Here is a 17,818-nt window from a genome sequence, read left to right as displayed (position 1 = left end):
ACTTTCTTCGCTGAACGACCCGGTCGATGCGGTCACAGCGGGCGATTGAGGATCTGCGGTCCGAGCTTGGCGATGGTCAACGCGTAGAAGATGGCCACGAGGACGAACAGCACCGTGGCGATGGCGATGGAGCGCCTGCGCTGGCGCTGGCGCTCTTCGGGCGTCAGCTGCCGCGGCGGAGTGGATTTACCCGGCACCGAGGTCACGCGAGCACCGCACGGAACAGTCCCAGGCCCTGCTCGGCCAAGACCGCCGAGAACAGCAGGAAGAGGTAGAGGATCGAGAAGCCGAACATGCCGAGCGCGGCCTTGCGCTCCGCCTCGCCCTCACGGTTGCGGTAGACGTGCACGCTGAAGGCCAGCATCCCGAGGCCACCGAGGAAGGCGGTGACGCCGTAGAGCCATCCGCCGAAGCCGAGGAAGACCGGGGCGAGGCCCACCGGGAACAGCAGGATCGAGTAGTAGATGATCTGGCGCCGCGTGGATTGAGGCCCGGCGACGTTCGGCATCATCGGGATGCCGGCCTTGGCGTATTCCCCTGCCTTGATGAGCGCGAGCGCCCAGAAATGCGGCGGCGTCCAGATGAAGATGATGAGGAACAGGACCGTCGATTCGATGCCCACCGATCCCGATACGGCAGCCTGGCCGATCATCGGCGGGAGGGCGCCGGCGGCGCCGCCGATGACGATGTTCTGCGGCGTCGCCCGCTTCAGCCACATGGAGTAGACGACCGCGTAGAACACGATCGTGAAGGCGAGCAGCGAGGCGGCCAGCCAGTTCGAGGCGAGGCCGAGCACCAGGACCGAACCCACCGACAGGACGAGGCCGAAGGCCAGGGCTTCACCGGGCTGGATACGACCGCCGGGGATCGGGCGCGTCGCCGTGCGGGTCATCACCGCGTCGATATCGGCGTCCCACCACATGTTGAGACAGCCGGAGGCACCGGCGCCCACCGCGATCATCAGGAGCGAGATCACTCCGACGACCGGCTGGATCTGGACATGGGACACCACCATGCCGACCAGCGCCGTGAAGATCACCAGCACCATCACGCGGGGCTTCAGGAGCGCGAAGAAGTCCGAGACCTCGCCGCCCACCATCATCGGGGCGGGGGCGAAATCTTGCGGCTCGGCGCCAGCGGATACGCTGTTCGACAGGCTCGTCATGGGTACCTGATGCTGTTGTCGGTCTGGCCGGGGTTCGGATCACGCCGTCTAAGGCGCCGCCCTTTGCGGGACGCCCCTCGCTGGGAGAGGCATCCGGGAAAGAGCGAGGACCGCTGGCGCGGTCCTCGCAATCCGTGTCGTTTCAGTTCGTGTCTTAGTGACCGTGCTCGTCGACGATGGTCGGGAGCGTTTCGAACTGGTGGAAAGGCGGCGGGGAGGAGAGCGTCCACTCGAGGGTGGTGGCGCCTTCGCCCCAGGGATTGTCTGCCGCGCGGACCTTCGAGCGGAAGGCGAGAACGACGCCGATGAAGAACACCACCATGCCGAGGGCGAAGATATGACCGCCCCAGGTCGAGACCTTGTGCCAGCCGGCGAAGGCCTCCGGGTAATCGGCGTAGCGACGCGGCATGCCGGCCAGACCCAGGAAGTGCATCGGGAAGAACAGGATGTTCGCACCGATGAAGGCGAGCCAGAAGTGCAGCTTGCCGGCCCATTCCGGGATGACGTAGCCGGTCATCTTCGGGAACCAGTAGTAGACACCGGCGAAGATGATGAACACGGCGCCGAGCGACAGGACGTAGTGGAAGTGCGCCACGACGTAATAGGTGTCGTGCAGGTACTTATCGACCGCCGAGTTCGCCAGCACGACGCCGGTGACGCCGCCGACCGTGAAGAGGAAGATGAAGCCGACCGCCCAGTGCATGGCGGCGGTGAAGCGGATCGAGCCACCCCACATCGTCGCGATCCAGGAGAAGATCTTCACGCCGGTGGGCACCGCGATGACCATGGTGGCGAAGACGAAGTAGGATTGCGTCTGGAGCGACAGGCCGACCGTGTACATGTGGTGCGCCCACACGACGAAGCCGACGACGCCGATGGCGACCATGGCGTAGGCCATGGCGAGGTAGCCGAAGACGGGCTTGCGCGAGAAGGTCGAGATGATGTGCGAGACGATGCCGAAGGCCGGCAGGATCATGATGTACACTTCGGGGTGACCGAAGAACCAGAACAGGTGCTGGTAGAGGACCGGATCACCACCGCCGGCCGGATCGAAGAAGGTCGTGCCGAAGTTGCGGTCGGTGAGCAGCATCGTGATCGCGCCGGCGAGGACCGGAAGCGACAGGAGCAGCAGGAACGCGGTGACGAGCTCTGCCCAGGCGAACAGCGGCATCTTGTGCAGGGTCATGCCCGGCGCGCGCATGTTCAGGATGGTGGTGATGAAGTTGATGGCGCCGAGGATCGAGCCGGCACCGGAAAGGTGAAGGGCGAAGATCGCGAAATCGACGGAGGGACCGGGATGGCCCGAGGTCGAGAGCGGGGGATAGACGGTCCAGCCGGTTCCGGCGCCCGACGTTCCCGGCGCGCCTTCGACGAAGAGCGAGCAGAGAAGGCTCGCGAAGCCGGAGACGGTGAGCCAGAACGAGATGTTGTTCATGCGCGGGAACGCCATGTCCGGCGCGCCGATCATGAGAGGCACGAACCAGTTGCCGAAGCCGCCGATGAGCGCCGGCATCACCATGAAGAACACCATGATGAGACCGTGGCCGGTCACGAACACGTTGTAGGTGCCGGGATTCGAGAAGTACTGCAGGCCGGGCTCTTCCATCTCCATGCGGATGCCGAAGGAGAGGAACGCGCCGATGATGCCCGCGCAGAACGCGAACAGGAGGTAGAGAGTGCCGATGTCCTTATGGTTGGTCGACAGGAACCAACGGGCGAAGAAGGACGGCGTATGGGAGGCGTGGGCGTCGTGTTGCCCTGATTGTGCTGTGGCGGTTGCCATCGATGCAGACCCTGTTCAGGTTTCTCTAAATCTCTCGATTTGCGAATGAACCGGCCCGATCAAGGGCCGGTCCAGCCGGAGCCGTCGAGCGGCGCCGGAAAAAGCCGCTACTTGGCTTCTGCGAACTTCGAACCGTCGTCGAGGCGGGCGAACTTGGTCTTCCCCTCTGCGAGCCAGGCCGCATAGGCTTCGTCGCTCACCACCTGCACCGTGATGGGCATGTAGGCATGGCGGGCGCCGCAGAGCTCTGAGCACTGGCCGTGATAGGTGCCTTCGCGCTCGGCCTTGAACCAGAACTGGTTCAGGCGGCCGGGGATCGCGTCGATCTTGAAGCCGAAGGACGGCATCGCCCAGGAATGCAGCACGTCGGCGGCGGTCACCTGGATCTTCACGATCTTGTTCACCGGGACGACCATGTCGTTGTCGGTGCCGAGCAGCTTGGGCTGCTTCTCTTCGTCGATATTGGCGTCGAAGGTGAAGCCGCCGCCATTCTCGACCGCGGGGTACTCGTAGGACCAGTACCAGGCATGGCCGATCACCTTGACGATGACGTCGGCCTTCGGATCCGAGAGCTGGGTGCGGAGCAGGCGGAACGAGGGGATGGCGACCGCCACCAGGATCAGCACCGGGACGATCGTCCAGGCCACTTCGATCATGGTGTTGTGCGTGGTCTTCGAGGGGACCGGGTTGGCCTTCGCGTTGAACTTGAAGATGCAGTAGACGATCAATCCGAGCACGAAAGCCGAGATGCCGAAGGAGAGCCAATGCATCCCCTGCTCGAACGTGTGGATGTCCCGCGCGTTCTCGGTGACGGCGACCTGACGGTCCATCTGCCACGGCTCGGGCTGGCCGATGCCGGCCGCCAGGGCAGCTGAAGAAACGAGGGTGGTGCCGAGCGCAGCAAGAGCGCCCGCAGCAAGTCCCCATGATGACCGGTGTTGCGCCTGCGTGGTCCGCATGTGCCTCTCGTGGCTCCCCTTTGGTATCGTTCTACGTCGTCCCGAAGCGTCTTGCGACTTTTGACGTCGCGCGCAAGTCCTCGCTTAACGGGAAAGGCGGACCTCGGATGTGAAATCCGGGTCGCCATTGCGGGTGTCAGACCACATGGACGTCGATGGCGCAACCGCAACAGCGTCGCATGGTTGTGCCTTTCCCCGTAGTGCAGCACCCGTGGAGCCCGAATGACTGGGGGAATCAAAGCAATTTTGCTCGACGGCAAACTTAAATTTGTATTGCCGCCGTCTTCGACCGTGAATCCCTCGCCAGTATAGCGCGGTTCCCGCTATGGAGAGTGACCGGCTCCGCGGGAGACATGCGGGCGCATATTCCGGGAAGCGAATTCGGGGATGAACACCATAAGGTCGTGGCGGTGATCGAACGCCTCGAATTCCTCCTTGCCCTGGCTCGCGAGCGGCATTTCGGCCGGGCCGCGCAATTCTGCAACGTTTCCCAGCAGACGCTCTCGGCCGGAGTGAAGCAGCTCGAAGAGCGGCTCGGCGTCCTGCTGGTGGAGCGCGGGTCCCGATTCCAGGGTTTCACCCCGGAAGGTGAGCGCGTTCTCGACTGGGCGCGCCGGATCGTCGGTGATGCGCGCGCCATGCGGGAGGAAGTCGCGAGCCTGCGTCGGGGATTGTCGGGCACTCTTCGCCTTGCCGCGATTCCCACTGCCACGCCGATCGTCGCCTCGCTGACCACCCCATTCCGCGCCCGCCATCCCGACGTGCGATTCTCGGTGCAATCCACCACCTCCGGCGAGATCGGCCGGCTGATCGCCGACCACGAGATCGATGCCGGGATCACCTATCTGGAGAACGAGCCGCTCGGCAAAGTCATTGCCGTACCGCTCTATCGCGAGCGCTACCGCCTGCTCACGGCGGTCGACGGCATCTACGGAATGCGGGATTCGGTGACCTGGGACGAGGTCGGCCGTCTTCCTCTCTGTCTTCTGACGCCGGATATGCAGAATCGCCGCATCGTTGACCGGCATCTCCAGAATGCCGGATGGAATGCGGAACCGTTGCTGCAGTCGAACTCGATGATCGTCTTGTTGACCCATGTCCGCACGGCCAAATGGGCCAGCGTGATGCCCGCCGTTCTTGCCGACAGTTTCCGCCTCAGTGAGCGGGTCCGCTCCGTGCCCATCGTCGAACCCGATGTCAGCCACATGATCGGGCTCGTCGTGCCGGAGCGCGATCCAATGACACCGCTCTGTGCCGCGCTCATCGTGGAGGGACAGGCGATCGCACCGACAATCGCCGAAAACATCTCGTCACTCTGAGTTTTTGCGCCGCACAATGGAATTATAACAAAAAAGCATTGTCGAACGACCGAACCGGACGATTGATTCATGGGTGGAGATATACCACCTTGGAATGACAACAAGTTCATCCGGGTAGGAACAATGCTGCAGCATGAGCCATGGAGCGCGCAGCGTGCGGCCGGCATCATCGCCGACCATACGCATCTCGAAGGCGCCACGCTCCCCATCCTCCACGCCTTGCAGGAAACCTTTGGCTACGTCGACGAGGGCGCCGTTCCGCTCATCGCGGACGCGCTGAACCTGTCGCGGGCCGAGGTGCATGGCTGCATCACGTTCTACCACGACTTCCGCCGTGCCCCCTCGGGCAAGCATCAGGTGAAGCTGTGCCGCGCCGAGGCCTGCCAGGCCATGGGATCCGACGCCCTCCACGCGGATATCCTCGCCCGCCTTGGCATCGATTGGCACGGCACGACGCCGGACGGCCAGATCACGGTGGAGCCGGTCTACTGCCTCGGCCTCTGCGCCAACGGCCCGGGCGCCCTGGTCGACGATGAGCCGCTGGCGCGCCTCACCGCAGATTCTCTGGAATCGGCCCTCACGGAGATGAAGTCGTGAGCATCACCATTTATGTCCCGCGCGACGCCGTCGCGCTCGGTCTCGGCGCCAACCGTGTCGCCCGCGCGATCTTCGCCGGCGCCGAGCGCCGCGGTCTCGACGTCACCATCGTCCGCACGGGCTCGCGTGGGATGCTGTGGCTGGAGCCCATGGTCGAGGTCGCGACGCCGGAGGGCCGCATCGCCTACGGTCCCGTCACTCCCGGCGATGTCGACAGCCTTCTCGATGCCGGCTTGGTGAATGGCGGCGAACATGCCCTTCGCCTCGGCAAGCCCGAGGAGATGCCGTATCTCGCCCGGCAGCAGCGCCTGACCTTCCATCGCTGCGGCGTGATCGATCCCGTCTCGGTGGAGGATTACCGGGCGCATGGTGGCTATAACGGCCTGGATGCCGCGCTGAAGCTCGATGCCGCCGGTATCGTGGCCCAGGTGCGCGATTCCGGCCTGCGCGGACGCGGTGGTGCCGGCTTCCCCGCCGGTATCAAGTGGAACACGGTGATGCTCGCCCAGTCCGAGCAGAAATACGTCGTCTGCAATGCGGACGAGGGCGATTCGGGCACCTTCGCAGACCGGATGATGATGGAGGGCGATCCCTTCAACCTCATCGAGGGCATGACCATCGCGGGCATCGCGACGGGGGCCACGCGCGGCTACATCTATCTGCGCTCCGAATATCCGCAGGCCTTCGCGACCCTCAAAGAAGCGATCGTCAATGCCAAGGCCGCCGGCTATCTCGGCGACAACGTGGCGGGCTCGGGCAAGGCCTTCCACCTCGAAGTGCGCCTGGGCGCCGGCGCCTATATCTGCGGCGAGGAGACCTCGCTGCTGGAGAGCCTGGAGGGTCGTCGCGGCATCGTCCGGGCCAAGCCGCCGATCCCGGCACTGAAGGGCTTCCTCGGCCAGCCGACCCTCGTCAACAACGTGATGACCTTCACGGCCGTGCCTTACATCCTGGAGCACGGTGCCAAGGCATATGCCGATTACGGCATGGGCCGTTCGCTCGGCACGCTGGCGATCCAGCTCGCCGGCAACATCAAGCATGGCGGCCTGATCGAGTTCGCATTCGGCATCACCCTGCGCGAGATCATCGAGGATTTCGGCGGCGGTACGCAGAGCGGCCGTCCAGTCCGGGCGGTCCAGGTCGGCGGCCCGCTCGGGGCCTACTTCCCCGACCATCTCCTCGACACGCCCCTCGATTACGAGGCGATGGCGGCCAAGAAGGGCCTCGTCGGCCATGGCGGCATCGTGGTTTTCGACGATACCGTCGACATGGCCAAACAGGCCCGCTTCGCTTTCGAGTTCTGCGCGGTGGAATCCTGCGGCAAGTGCACCCCCTGCCGCATCGGCGCGACGCGCGGCGTCGAGACGATGGACAAGGTCATCGCCGGCATCCGCCCCACCGAGAATCTCGCCGTCGTGGCCGATCTTTGCGACGTCATGACCGACGGGTCGCTCTGCGCCATGGGCGGGCTCACCCCGATGCCCGTCATGAGCGCGATCACCCATTTCCCCGAGGATTTCCAGCAGCGCGGACCGATGTCCGTGGCCGCTGAATAAGGAGGCGCGACCCATGGCCCTCATCAAAGAGATCGATTACGGCACCCCGATCCGGGTGAACGAGCAGACCGTCACCCTCACCATCGACGGCATGAGCGTCACCGTTCCCGCCGGCACGTCGGTAATGGCGGCGGCGATGCATGCCGGCACGCAGATCCCCAAGCTCTGCGCCACCGATTCGCTGGAAGCCTTCGGCTCCTGCCGTCTCTGCCTCGTGGAGATCGAGGGGCGGCGCGGCACGCCCGCCTCCTGCACCACCCCAGCCGAGAACGGCATGGTGGTCTCGACCCAGACGGACAAGCTCGCCAAGCTCCGCAAAGGCGTGATGGAGCTCTACATCTCCGATCACCCGCTCGACTGCCTGACCTGTGCTGCCAACGGCGATTGCGAATTGCAGGACATGGCAGGCGCGGTCGGCTTGCGCGACGTGCGCTACGGCTTTGACGGCGCCAACCACGTCAAGCCGTCTTCGGACCAGTACCTGGCCAAGGATACGTCCAACCCGTATTTCACCTACGATCCGTCGAAGTGCATCGTCTGCAATCGCTGCGTCCGCGCTTGCGAAGAGACGCAGGGCACCTTCGCGCTCACGATTTCGGGCCGTGGCTTCGACAGCCGCGTGGCTGCCGGCCCCACCGACTTCTTCAACTCCGAATGCGTCTCCTGTGGCGCCTGCGTTCAGGCCTGCCCGACGGCGACGCTTCAGGAAAAGTCGATCATCGAGCATGGCCAGCCGGACCATTCCGAGATCACCACCTGTGCTTATTGCGGCGTCGGCTGCTCGTTCAAGGCCGAGATGCAGGGCACCCGCATCGTCCGCATGGTCCCCTACAAGGGCGGCAAGGCCAATGACGGCCATTCCTGCGTCAAGGGCCGCTTCGCCTACGGCTACGCCACCCACAAGGACCGCATCACCAAGCCGATGATCCGCGACAAGATCACGGACCCCTGGCAGGAAGTGTCGTGGGAGGTCGCGATCGATCGCGCTGCTTCCGAGTTCAAGCGGATCCAGGCTCAGTACGGCAAGGATTCCGTGGGCGGCATCACCTCGTCGCGCTGCACCAACGAGGAAGCCTACCTCGTCCAGAAGCTCGTGCGTGCCGCCTTCGGCAACAACAACGTCGATACCTGCGCCCGTGTCTGCCATTCGCCCACCGGTTACGGCCTGATGTCGACGCTCGGCACCTCGGCCGGCACGCAGGATTTCGCCTCGGTGGCGCATTCCGACGTGATCCTCGTCATCGGCGCGAACCCGACCGACGGTCACCCGGTTTTCGGATCGCGGATGAAGAAGCGCCTGCGTGAGGGCGCCAAGCTCATCGTCGCCGATCCGCGCAGGATCGACCTGGTGAAGTCGCCCCATATCGAGGCCGATTACCACCTGCCGCTGAAGCCCGGCTCCAACGTCGCCTTCATCAACGCGATGGCGCACGTCATCGTCACGGAAGGGCTGATCGACGAGGCTTATGTGCGGGAGCGCTGCGACCTCAACGATTTCGAATCCTGGGCTCGTTTCATCGCCGAGGAGCGCCACTCGCCCGAGGCCCAGGCCGACAAGATCGGCGTGAACCCCGAGGACATCCGGGGCGCCGCCCGCCTCTACGCCACCGGCGGGGCCGCGGGCATCTATTACGGTCTGGGCGTCACCGAGCACAGCCAGGGCTCGACCATGGTCATGGGCATGGCCAACATCGCCATGGCCACCGGCAATATCGGCATGCTGGGCGCCGGCGTGAACCCGCTGCGCGGACAGAACAACGTCCAGGGCTCGTGCGACATGGGCTCGTTCCCGCACGAACTGCCGGGCTACCGCCACGTGTCGGACGACGCCACCCGCGAGACCTTCGAATCGCTCTGGGGCGTTTCCCTCGACAAGGATCCGGGCCTGCGCATCACCAACATGCTCGACGAGGCCGTCGATGGCGCCTTCAAGGGCATGTACATCCAGGGCGAGGACATCGCCCAGTCGGACCCCGACACGCACCACGTCACCGCCGGCCTGATGGCGATGGAATGCATCGTCGTCCAAGACATCTTCCTGAACGAGACGGCGAAATACGCCCATGTCTTCCTGCCGGGCGCGTCGTTCCTTGAGAAGGACGGTACCTTCACCAATGCCGAGCGTCGCATCTCCCGCGTCCGCAAGGTGATGCCGCCGCTCTCGGGCGTCGGTGATTGGGAGGGTACGATGCTGCTCTCGAACGCCCTCGGCTATCCGATGAACTACTCGCATCCGAGCGAGATCATGGACGAGATCGCCTCGCTCACCCCGAGCTTCAAGGGCGTGAGCTTCGCCAAGATCGACGAACTCGGTTCGATCCAGTGGCCGTGCAACGACGCCGCTCCCAACGGTACGCCGATGATGCACGTGGACCGGTTCGTGCGCGGCCTCGGCAAGTTCATGATCACCGAGTACGTGGCGACCGAGGAGCGCACCGGACCGCGCTTCCCGCTCATCCTCACCACCGGCCGCATCCTGTCGCAGTACAATGTCGGCGCACAGACGCGCCGCACGGAGAACTCGCGCTGGCACGAGGAGGACGTGCTGGAGATCCACCCGTTCGATGCCGAGGTTCGCGGCATTCTCGACGGCGATCTCGTGGCTCTCGAGAGCCGCTCCGGCGACATCGCCCTGAAGGCGATCGTCTCCGAGCGGATGCAGCCGGGCGTGGTCTACACCACGTTCCACCATGCCAAGACCGGTGCCAATGTCATCACCACCGACTACTCGGACTGGGCCACCAACTGCCCCGAGTATAAGGTGACGGCGGTACAGGTGCGGCGGACGAACCGTCCGTCAGATTGGCAGGCGAAGTTCTTCGAGGAGGACTTCTCGCTCACGAGAATCGCGACGCAATTGAATGCTGCCGAGTGAACGGAACGATCTGAACGACACCGACACGCCGGCTCCGACGAGCCGGCGTGTGCCGACCCTGGTCGTGGCGTACGACGATCCCACGGCCCGCGAAGGGCATCGCGATCTTGCCGTCGAGATGCCCGTCAACCTCGTCTATGGCAGCGTGCCCTACGCGGTCATGATGACGACCCCGTCCGACCTCGAGGATTTCGCCTACGGGTTCAGCCTCACCGAGGGGATCGTCGAGTCCGCAGACGAGATCAGGTCGGTCCGGGTCGAGGACGGAGACGGGGGATTGCGCCTCGTCGTGGATCTCGCTCCGGGGCGGCTGCGCGAGCATCTTGCCCGGAAACGCGCCATCAGCGGGCGCACCGGATGCGGCGTCTGCGGCATCGACGATCTCGCGGCCCTTCCGAAGGCGGAGCCGCGTGCTCATGCAATGCAGGCGGTCGGGATCGAATCGATCCAGCGCGCCCTGCTCGGAATGGGCGATGCGCAGGTTCTCAACCACACGACCCGCGCCGTCCATGCCGCGGCCTGGGCGGATCGGAACGGCAATCTTCTCGCCGTCCGCGAGGATGTCGGGCGCCATAACGGTCTCGACAAGCTGATCGGTGCGCTGATGCGGGCCGGGACCGATCCCAACGATGGCTTCGTCGTCATCACCAGCCGTTGCTCGTTCGAGATGGTGGAGAAGACTGCGACCTTCGGCGCTGCCGTTCTGGTGGCGATCTCCGCCCCGACCTCCCTCGCCATCGACCGGGCGCGACTGCACGACATCACGCTCTGCGCCATCGCCCGGTCGGACACCCTCACGGTCTTTTCCGGCCGTGAACGTCTTCGTCTTGCCGCCGAACGCTAAGTCGCGCGCGGCCGATCCTTCACCCGTCGACAGAGCCAGTCCCATGAGCGCCCTGACCACCAACGACAAGCTCGTCCGCATGGCGAACCAGATCGCCGGCTTTTTCAGATCCTATCCGGATGACGAAGCCGTGGCGGGTATCCACAAGCACATCGTGGCATTCTGGACGCCGAAGATGCGCCGTGCCCTCGAAACCTATGGCCCGACCGAGGGAAGCAACCTCGACCCGCTGGCGTTGAAGGCGATCACGACTTCGCCGAGCCAGAGCGACAGCCCCGTCCGGGCGGCCACGAATGACCCCCATTTACAGGGCGCCGGCGCGAGTGACGCTGGCTGATTGGCCGCGAGCGTGTTCAAGAAAAAGGCGCCGAGCCTTCGTCGCTCGACGCCTTTGTTCGTCTCGGTAACGATGACGACGTCGGCTACTCGGCCGGACGGTCGCCTTGCTGATCCTTGTCGGTCGATCCCGGTACGACCGTCGCGCCACCGATGACCCGAACGGCTTTCCTGTCCGCAGGCGGATCGCTCCACGCCTGAGCCTTGGGCGAGGGAGCCTGCGCGGCGTCTCGGCGGGGATGATTCGCTGCGGGTGTCGAGGGTTCGACCTTCGGCTGCTCGATGGCGGCAACCGGAGGCGTGGTGGTCCGGGCATCGGACGTTGCGTCCGTCGCGGCCGGGGAGGGGGCTTCCGGAGCGAGCCGGGGCGCTGCCGGTTTAGCCGGCGGGGCCAACCTGGTGATTTTGCGGGCTGGCGCCGGTTCTGCCGGGCGTCTCGCGTCGCCGGTGCGGGCATCGGGGTTGAGACCCAACGGGTTGCGATCGGCGGGTTCCGCGCGGGCAGGCGCGTCTGGGCGCGCCGCCACGTCGAATCGCGGCTGCCGGCTCACACCATCTCCGTTTGGGATCCTACCGGGGGGAACAGGCCGTGCCGCCTCGCGCATCGGTTGACGGGGCTGCTCGTCCGCCTCGGTCCAGCCATAACCGGGCGCCGCCGGACGGGCGACCGGAATCGGCGCAGGCGGCAACGGTGCACCGAGACGCTGGCGGTCAAGGACCGCGCCGTCCCGTGCATCCACGAAGAGCCGCACCCTGTCGCCATAGGGGCCCGTTGCTTCGACGATATAGGCACGGCCGTCGAATCGCGGCCGCGTCACCTCGGTGAAGCCGCGGTCATTCAGGCGCCAGACGACGGCGCGAGGGGGAAGGATAAGGTCGGGCTCGTAACCGTATTGCGCTTGAGCGGTGACAGTCCCGAGGGCCGACAGGGAGATGAACCCCGCCAGCATGGTCAGGCCGATCTGAGACCGGCTGAACTTATGGGAGCGCACAGGCGCCCTGCGGCTCGATTCCATGGTGCCTCGTCTTGCTTGGTCGTTCGTTCCATAGCCTACTGTTGACGCAGGTCTATGGAGGTCTCCGTGCGGTCCATCACCCCGCATGCCGCTTGTGCTTGGCGAGCCCTGTAGAGCGCCCGATTGGGGCGGGAATGCGGGTGAAGCGCGGCAAGTCGCGGGCGATCGGTATCCGTCGGTTTCCCGGCCCTGTCACCGATCCCGCTGTCAGCATCGGCCCGTGTTGTTGACCTCAAAATGTATGCATGGTCGCAGCGCACATCAAACCTGTCCATCACGCGCGTGAGCCTCTTGCTGGAGCGTTTAAAATCTGTCACCTTCCGTAATTAGGACAGTACGGCTGTCCCATTTTTGGCAGGGTGTTCCGGCGGCGATTCGTCTCCGAGGACAATTGCCGTCGAGGAACGCGGAAGGTCTCGAGCGGGTGTCGAATCTCACGAAAAAACGAGATTCCAAGCCGGTCGCCATTACGGCGATCCGGGCCCGCACGGCTTGAATTCAAGCCGTCGTTGAGCCCGCGGAGTGCGGGCGCTTCCTTACCGAAGATCCTGCACGAATCCGACCGCGTCGAGGTAGGGGCCTGAGTGCCGGATGGCATTCGGGCATGAAACATGCTCGCATGCGGGCACGGACGAATGAGTCTGAGGGGTTATGAGCATGGCCGCATCTGAGGTTGCCGGGATCGTCCAGAACCCGATCCCCGCCACGCGGGACGGCGTCGCGCCGCTCGTCGTTCGCGATTCCGCCCTGCCGCATAAGCAGGGTCTTTACGATCCGGCCCGCGAGGGCGATGCCTGCGGTGTCGGCTTCGTCGCGGACATGCATGACCGGCGCACCCATGCCATCGTGGCTCAGGGCCTGCTCATCCTCGAGAATATCGACCATCGCGGCGCCGTCGGCGCCGATCCCAAGATGGGCGACGGCTGCGGCATCCTCACCCACATCCCGCATTTCCTCCTGAAGGAAGAGTGCGAGGGCCTCGGCATCGCTTTGCCCGAGCCCGGCCATTACGGTGTCGGCCAGTTCTTCATGCCGAAGGACGAGGAAGGCCGCCGCATCGTCGAGGAGATCGTCGAGAAGTCCCTCCAGGACGAAGGGCTCCCCTTCCTCGGCTGGCGCGACGTGCCGGTGGATTCAAGCGACCTCGGTGTGCGCGTCAAGGAGACGGAGCCGCACCACAAGCAGGTCTTCATCGGCCGCCCGGCCGCGATCACGGACGAGGACGCTTTCGAGCGCCGTCTGTTCATCGCGCGCAAGGTCATCTCGAACAAGGTCTACGGCCTCAACGATCCGCGCGTGAAGGCCTATTACCCGGTCTCCGTCTCGACCCGGACCATCGTCTACAAGGGCATGGTTCTGGTCACGCAGCTCGGCCATTACTTCAAGGACCTGCAGGACGAGCGCTACGTCTCGGGCCTCGCCCTCGTGCACCAGCGTTTCGCCACCAACACCTTTCCGACCTGGCAGCTGTCGCACCCCTACCGGATGGTCGCCCATAACGGCGAGATCAACACCCTGCGCGGCAACGTGAACTGGATGGCGGCGCGCCAGGCCAGCGTCGATTCGGATCTGTTCGGCAACGACATCTCGAAGCTCTGGCCGATCTCCTATGAGGGCCAGTCCGACACGGCCTGTTTCGACAACGCCCTCGAATTCCTCGTGCAGGGCGGCTACTCGCTCGCCCATGCCATGATGATGCTGATCCCGGAGGCCTGGGCCGGCAATCCGCTCATGAGCGAGGAGCGCAAGGCGTTCTACGAGTATCACGCCGCCCTGATGGAGCCGTGGGACGGCCCCGCAGCCGTCTGTTTCACCGATGGCCGCCAGATCGGTGCGACCCTCGACCGCAACGGCCTGCGCCCCGCCCGCTACATCGTTACGGAAGACGGCCTCGTCGTGTTGGCCTCCGAGATGGGCGTTCTGCCGATCCCGGACGAGAGCATCGTCGAATCCTGGCGCCTGCAGCCCGGCCGCATGCTGCTCATCGACCTGAAGAAGGGTCGCATCATCTCCGACGAGGAGATCAAGAGCGAGCTCGCCGCGGCCAATCCCTACGCACAATGGGTGAAGAATACCCAGATCGTGCTGGAGGACCTGAAGCCCGTCATCCCGCGCGCCTCGCGCTCCGACGTGTCGCTGCTCGACCGGCAGCAGGCGTTCGGCTACAGCCAGGAAGACCTCAAGCTGCTGATGGCCCCCATGGCCGTCACCGGCCAGGAGGCGGTCGGCTCCATGGGAACCGACACGCCGCTCTCGGCCCTCTCCGATAAGCCGAAGCCGCTCTACACCTATTTCAAGCAGAACTTCGCGCAGGTCACCAATCCGGCGATCGACCCGATCCGCGAGGAGGCCGTGATGAGCCTCGTCTCGTTCATCGGGCCGCGCCCGAACCTGCTCGACATGGAGGGGGCTTCCCGCAAGAAGCGCCTCGAGGTCCGTCAGCCGATCCTGACCAACGGGGACCTCGAGAAGATCCGCTCGATCTCCCATTTCGAGGACCGTTTCGACACCAAGACCCTCGACATGACCTTCCCGGCCGAGTCCGGCGCCGTCGCCATGGAAGGCGCGGTCGACCGGCTGTGCGACCGGGCCGAGGCGGCGGTGCGCGGCGGCTACAACATCATCATCCTGACCGACCGCGGCGTCGGGCCGGACCGTATCGCGATCCCGGCCCTGCTGGCCACGGCTGCGGTGCACAACTACCTGATCCGCAAGGGACTTCGGACCTCCGTCGGTCTCGTTGTCGAGTCCGGCGAGCCGCGCGAGGTGCATCACTTCGCCTGTCTCGCGGGCTACGGCGCCGAGGCGATCAACCCCTATCTCGCCTTCGAGACGGTGATCGCGATGAAGGACGAGTTCCCGCCGGATCTCACCGACGACGAGATCGTCTATCGCTACATCAAGTCGATCGATAAGGGCCTGCTCAAGGTCATGTCCAAGATGGGCATCTCGACCTACCAATCCTATTGCGGCGCGCAGATCTTCGACGCGATCGGCCTGAACTCGTCCTTCGTGGCCCGTGACTTCTTCGGCACGAAGACCACGATCGAAGGTATCGGCATGGCCGAGGTCGCCGAGGAGACCGCCCGGCGCCATGCCGACGCGTTCGGCGACGCTCCGGTGTTCCGTCACGCCCTCGATGTCGGCGGCGAATATGCCTACCGCCTGCGCGGTGAGAGCCATACCTGGACACCGGATTCGGTGGCCACCCTGCAGCACGCGGTGCGTCTCGGCCTGCCCGAGCGCTACCGTGAATATGCCCGGCTCGTGAACGAGCAGGAGAACCACCTCAAGACCATCCGCGGTCTGTTCCGCATCAAGCAGGCGGCCGAGCTCGGCCGGGCGCCCGTCGACATTTCCGAGGTCGAGCCGGCCGTGGACATCGTCAAGCGCTTCGCCACGGGCGCGATGTCCTACGGTTCCATTTCCAAGGAAGCCCACGAGACCCTCGCCATCGCGGTGAACTCGTTCGGCGGCCGTTCGAATTCCGGTGAGGGCGGCGAGGAGGTGGAGCGGTTCAAGCCGATGGCCGACGGCCGTTCGCGTCGCTCGGCGATCAAGCAGGTCGCATCCGGCCGCTTCGGCGTGACGACGGAATATCTCGTCAATGCCGACATGATGCAGATCAAGGTCTCGCAGGGCGCCAAGCCCGGCGAGGGCGGCCAGCTGCCAGGCCACAAGGTCGACGCCAAGATCGCCAAGGTCCGCTACGCCACCCCCGGCGTCGGCCTGATCTCGCCGCCGCCGCATCACGACATCTACTCGATCGAGGATCTCGCCCAGCTGATCTTCGACCTGAAGAACGTCAATCCGGCCGCCGATGTGTCGGTGAAGCTCGTCTCCGAGGTCGGTGTCGGCACGGTCGCCACCGGCGTCGCCAAGGCGCGCGCCGACCACATCACCATCTCGGGCTTCGACGGCGGCACCGGCGCGGCGCCGCTGACCTCCATCAAGCACGCGGGCGGGCCATGGGAGACGGGTCTCGCCGAGACCCAGCAGACCCTGGTGCTCAGCCATCTGCGCGGTCGTGTCGTGCTTCAGGCCGATGGCGGCATCCGCACGGGCCGGGACGTGCTCGTCGCGGCTCTGCTCGGCGCCGACCAGTTCGGCTTCTCCACCGCGCCGCTCATCGCGGCCGGCTGCATCATGATGCGCAAGTGCCACCTGAACACCTGTCCGGTGGGCGTGGCGACGCAGGACCCCGTCCTGCGCAAGCGCTTCAAGGGCACGCCGGAGCACGTGGTGAACTACTTCTTCTTCGTGGCGGAGGAGTTGCGCGAACTGATGGCTGAGATGGGCTACACCAAGCTCGAAGACCTCATCGGTCGTGCCGACTTCCTCGACACGCTGGAGGTCATCAATCACTGGAAGGCGAGGGGCCTCGATTTCTCGAAGCTCTTCCACCGTCCCGATGTCGGCCCCGACGTGGCGATCCGCCATACGGAGAAGCAGAAGCACCCGATCGACACGGTGCTCGACCGTCGCCTGATCGAAGGCGCCAAGGCGGCCATCGAGACCGCCGAGCCGGTGGTGCTCAACGAGGTGATCCGGAACTCGGACCGCACGGCTGGGGCTATGCTCTCGGGCGTCGTCGCCAAGCGCTACGGCCATGAGGGATTGCCCGACGACACCATCACGGTGAACCTGTCCGGCACCGCCGGCCAGAGCTTCGGAGCTTGGCTCGCCGCCGGCATCACCGTGGTTCTGACGGGTCATGCCAACGACTACGTCGGCAAGGGCCTCTCGGGCGGCAAGCTGATCATCCGGCCGAGCGACGCGTTGCGGTCACCCGCCGGGCGGACGATCATGGCCGGCAACACGGTCCTGTACGGGGCCATCGCGGGCGAATGCTACATTCGCGGTTCGGCCGGCGAACGCTTCGCCGTGCGGAATTCCGGCGCCATCACGGTGGTCGAAGGCATGGGCGACCATGGCTGCGAGTACATGACCGGCGGCGTCGTCGTGTCCATCGGCGAGACCGGGCGTAACTTCGCGGCCGGCATGTCGGGCGGCATCGCCTATGTGCTGGATGCGGACGGCTCCTTCGCCGCGCGCTGCAATCTCTCGATGGTCGATCTGGAGCCCATCGAGGAGGAGGACGACGTCATGCGTCGCTTCCACCAGGATGGCGACCTCGAGACCAAGGGCCGCGTCGATATCCTGGCCGACATGTCCGGGCACGACGAGGAGCGGCTGAGCCAGCTCATCACCAATCACCTGAAGTACACGGGGTCCCCGCGTGCCAAGGCGATCCTCGATGATTGGGCGGGTTACCGCACCAAGTTCGTGAAGGTGATGCCGGTGGAATACCGCCGCGCCCTGCGCGAAATGGAGATGGCGCGGATGCCGGTGGCGGCTGAGTGAGGCC

At 65.2% G+C, this 17,818-nt stretch carries 12 protein-coding genes; 7 read left to right on the top strand and 5 right to left on the bottom strand.

Annotation, left to right across the window (positions count from 1 at the left end; genetic code table 11):
* Window positions 1-32: 32 nt before the first annotated feature.
* The 4 genes from ASF32_RS26010 to coxB all read right to left on the bottom strand — a co-directional run bounded on the left by ASF32_RS26010 (window position 33) and on the right by coxB (window position 3,907).
* A complete protein-coding gene (locus tag ASF32_RS26010) occupies window positions 33-206 on the bottom strand; it encodes a hypothetical protein (RefSeq protein WP_056431437.1) in 174 nt (57 codons plus the stop codon).
* Window positions 203-1,165 (bottom strand): heme o synthase, encoded by a 963-nt coding sequence (locus tag ASF32_RS18050; protein ID WP_056431434.1) that lies wholly within the window; start codon window positions 1,163-1,165, stop codon window positions 203-205. The genes ASF32_RS26010 and ASF32_RS18050 overlap by 4 nt, the downstream gene beginning before the upstream one ends.
* 154 nt (window positions 1,166-1,319) lie before the next feature.
* On the bottom strand, window positions 1,320-2,948 hold the full coding sequence (ctaD, locus tag ASF32_RS18045) for a cytochrome c oxidase subunit I (RefSeq protein WP_056431431.1): 1,629 nt from the start codon (window positions 2,946-2,948) through the stop codon (window positions 1,320-1,322).
* A 107-nt stretch (window positions 2,949-3,055) separates the two neighbouring features.
* Window positions 3,056-3,907 (bottom strand): cytochrome c oxidase subunit II, encoded by an 852-nt coding sequence (coxB, locus tag ASF32_RS18040; RefSeq protein ID WP_056431428.1) that lies wholly within the window; start codon window positions 3,905-3,907, stop codon window positions 3,056-3,058.
* 410 nt (window positions 3,908-4,317) lie between these two features.
* Between coxB and ASF32_RS18035 the strand changes: the two genes are divergently transcribed.
* The 6 genes from ASF32_RS18035 (at window position 4,318) to ASF32_RS18010 (ending at window position 11,435) form a co-directional block, all read left to right on the top strand.
* Window positions 4,318-5,226: a LysR family transcriptional regulator gene (locus ASF32_RS18035; RefSeq protein ID WP_056431607.1), complete on the top strand. Its 909-nt coding sequence runs from the start codon at window positions 4,318-4,320 to the stop codon at window positions 5,224-5,226.
* 123 nt (window positions 5,227-5,349) lie between these two features.
* Window positions 5,350-5,823 (top strand): formate dehydrogenase subunit gamma, encoded by a 474-nt coding sequence (locus tag ASF32_RS18030; protein WP_018044994.1) that lies wholly within the window; start codon window positions 5,350-5,352, stop codon window positions 5,821-5,823.
* Window positions 5,820-7,379 (top strand): formate dehydrogenase beta subunit, encoded by a 1,560-nt coding sequence (locus ASF32_RS18025; protein WP_056431425.1) that lies wholly within the window; start codon window positions 5,820-5,822, stop codon window positions 7,377-7,379. The genes ASF32_RS18030 and ASF32_RS18025 overlap by 4 nt, the downstream gene beginning before the upstream one ends.
* A 13-nt stretch (window positions 7,380-7,392) precedes the next feature.
* Window positions 7,393-10,254, top strand: a complete 2,862-nt coding sequence (gene fdhF / locus ASF32_RS18020; RefSeq protein ID WP_056431420.1) for a formate dehydrogenase subunit alpha — start codon at window positions 7,393-7,395, stop codon at window positions 10,252-10,254.
* Window positions 10,241-11,098, top strand: a complete 858-nt coding sequence (fdhD, locus tag ASF32_RS18015; RefSeq protein ID WP_056431417.1) for a formate dehydrogenase accessory sulfurtransferase FdhD — start codon at window positions 10,241-10,243, stop codon at window positions 11,096-11,098. The genes fdhF and fdhD overlap by 14 nt, the downstream gene beginning before the upstream one ends.
* Before the next feature lie 43 nt (window positions 11,099-11,141).
* Window positions 11,142-11,435: a formate dehydrogenase subunit delta gene (locus ASF32_RS18010; RefSeq protein ID WP_056431414.1), complete on the top strand. Its 294-nt coding sequence runs from the start codon at window positions 11,142-11,144 to the stop codon at window positions 11,433-11,435.
* An 85-nt stretch (window positions 11,436-11,520) separates the two neighbouring features.
* Here the strand turns inward: ASF32_RS18010 and ASF32_RS18005 are convergent, their stop codons facing one another.
* Complete coding sequence (locus ASF32_RS18005) at window positions 11,521-12,450, bottom strand: hypothetical protein (RefSeq protein WP_056431411.1); 930 nt, start codon at window positions 12,448-12,450, stop codon at window positions 11,521-11,523.
* A 651-nt stretch (window positions 12,451-13,101) separates the two neighbouring features.
* On the opposite strand from ASF32_RS18005, the gene gltB reads away from it, so the two are divergent.
* Complete coding sequence (gene gltB / locus ASF32_RS18000) at window positions 13,102-17,814, top strand: glutamate synthase large subunit (protein ID WP_056431408.1); 4,713 nt, start codon at window positions 13,102-13,104, stop codon at window positions 17,812-17,814.
* The last annotated feature ends 4 nt before the right edge of the window (window positions 17,815-17,818 follow it).

Origin of the sequence: Methylobacterium sp. Leaf91 (assembly GCF_001422815.1) — a bacterium.
Taxonomy (GTDB): Bacteria; Pseudomonadota; Alphaproteobacteria; order Rhizobiales; family Beijerinckiaceae; genus Methylobacterium.
Note: the sequence above shows the minus strand (reverse complement) of the source record. Positions and strands in the feature narration are given on the sequence as shown.

Coding starts and splice junctions, on each gene's coding strand:
- ASF32_RS18050 (WP_056431434.1), bottom strand. CDS start 1,165: ATGACGAGCCTGTCGAACAGCGTATCCGCTGGCGCCGAGCCGCAAGAT.
- ctaD (WP_056431431.1), bottom strand. CDS start 2,948: ATGGCAACCGCCACAGCACAATCAGGGCAACACGACGCCCACGCCTCC.
- coxB (WP_056431428.1), bottom strand. CDS start 3,907: ATGCGGACCACGCAGGCGCAACACCGGTCATCATGGGGACTTGCTGCG.
- ASF32_RS18030 (WP_018044994.1), top strand. CDS start 5,350: ATGCTGCAGCATGAGCCATGGAGCGCGCAGCGTGCGGCCGGCATCATC.
- fdhF (WP_056431420.1), top strand. CDS start 7,393: ATGGCCCTCATCAAAGAGATCGATTACGGCACCCCGATCCGGGTGAAC.
- fdhD (WP_056431417.1), top strand. CDS start 10,241: ATGCTGCCGAGTGAACGGAACGATCTGAACGACACCGACACGCCGGCT.
- ASF32_RS18010 (WP_056431414.1), top strand. CDS start 11,142: ATGAGCGCCCTGACCACCAACGACAAGCTCGTCCGCATGGCGAACCAG.
- ASF32_RS18005 (WP_056431411.1), bottom strand. CDS start 12,450: ATGGAATCGAGCCGCAGGGCGCCTGTGCGCTCCCATAAGTTCAGCCGG.
- gltB (WP_056431408.1), top strand. CDS start 13,102: ATGAGCATGGCCGCATCTGAGGTTGCCGGGATCGTCCAGAACCCGATC.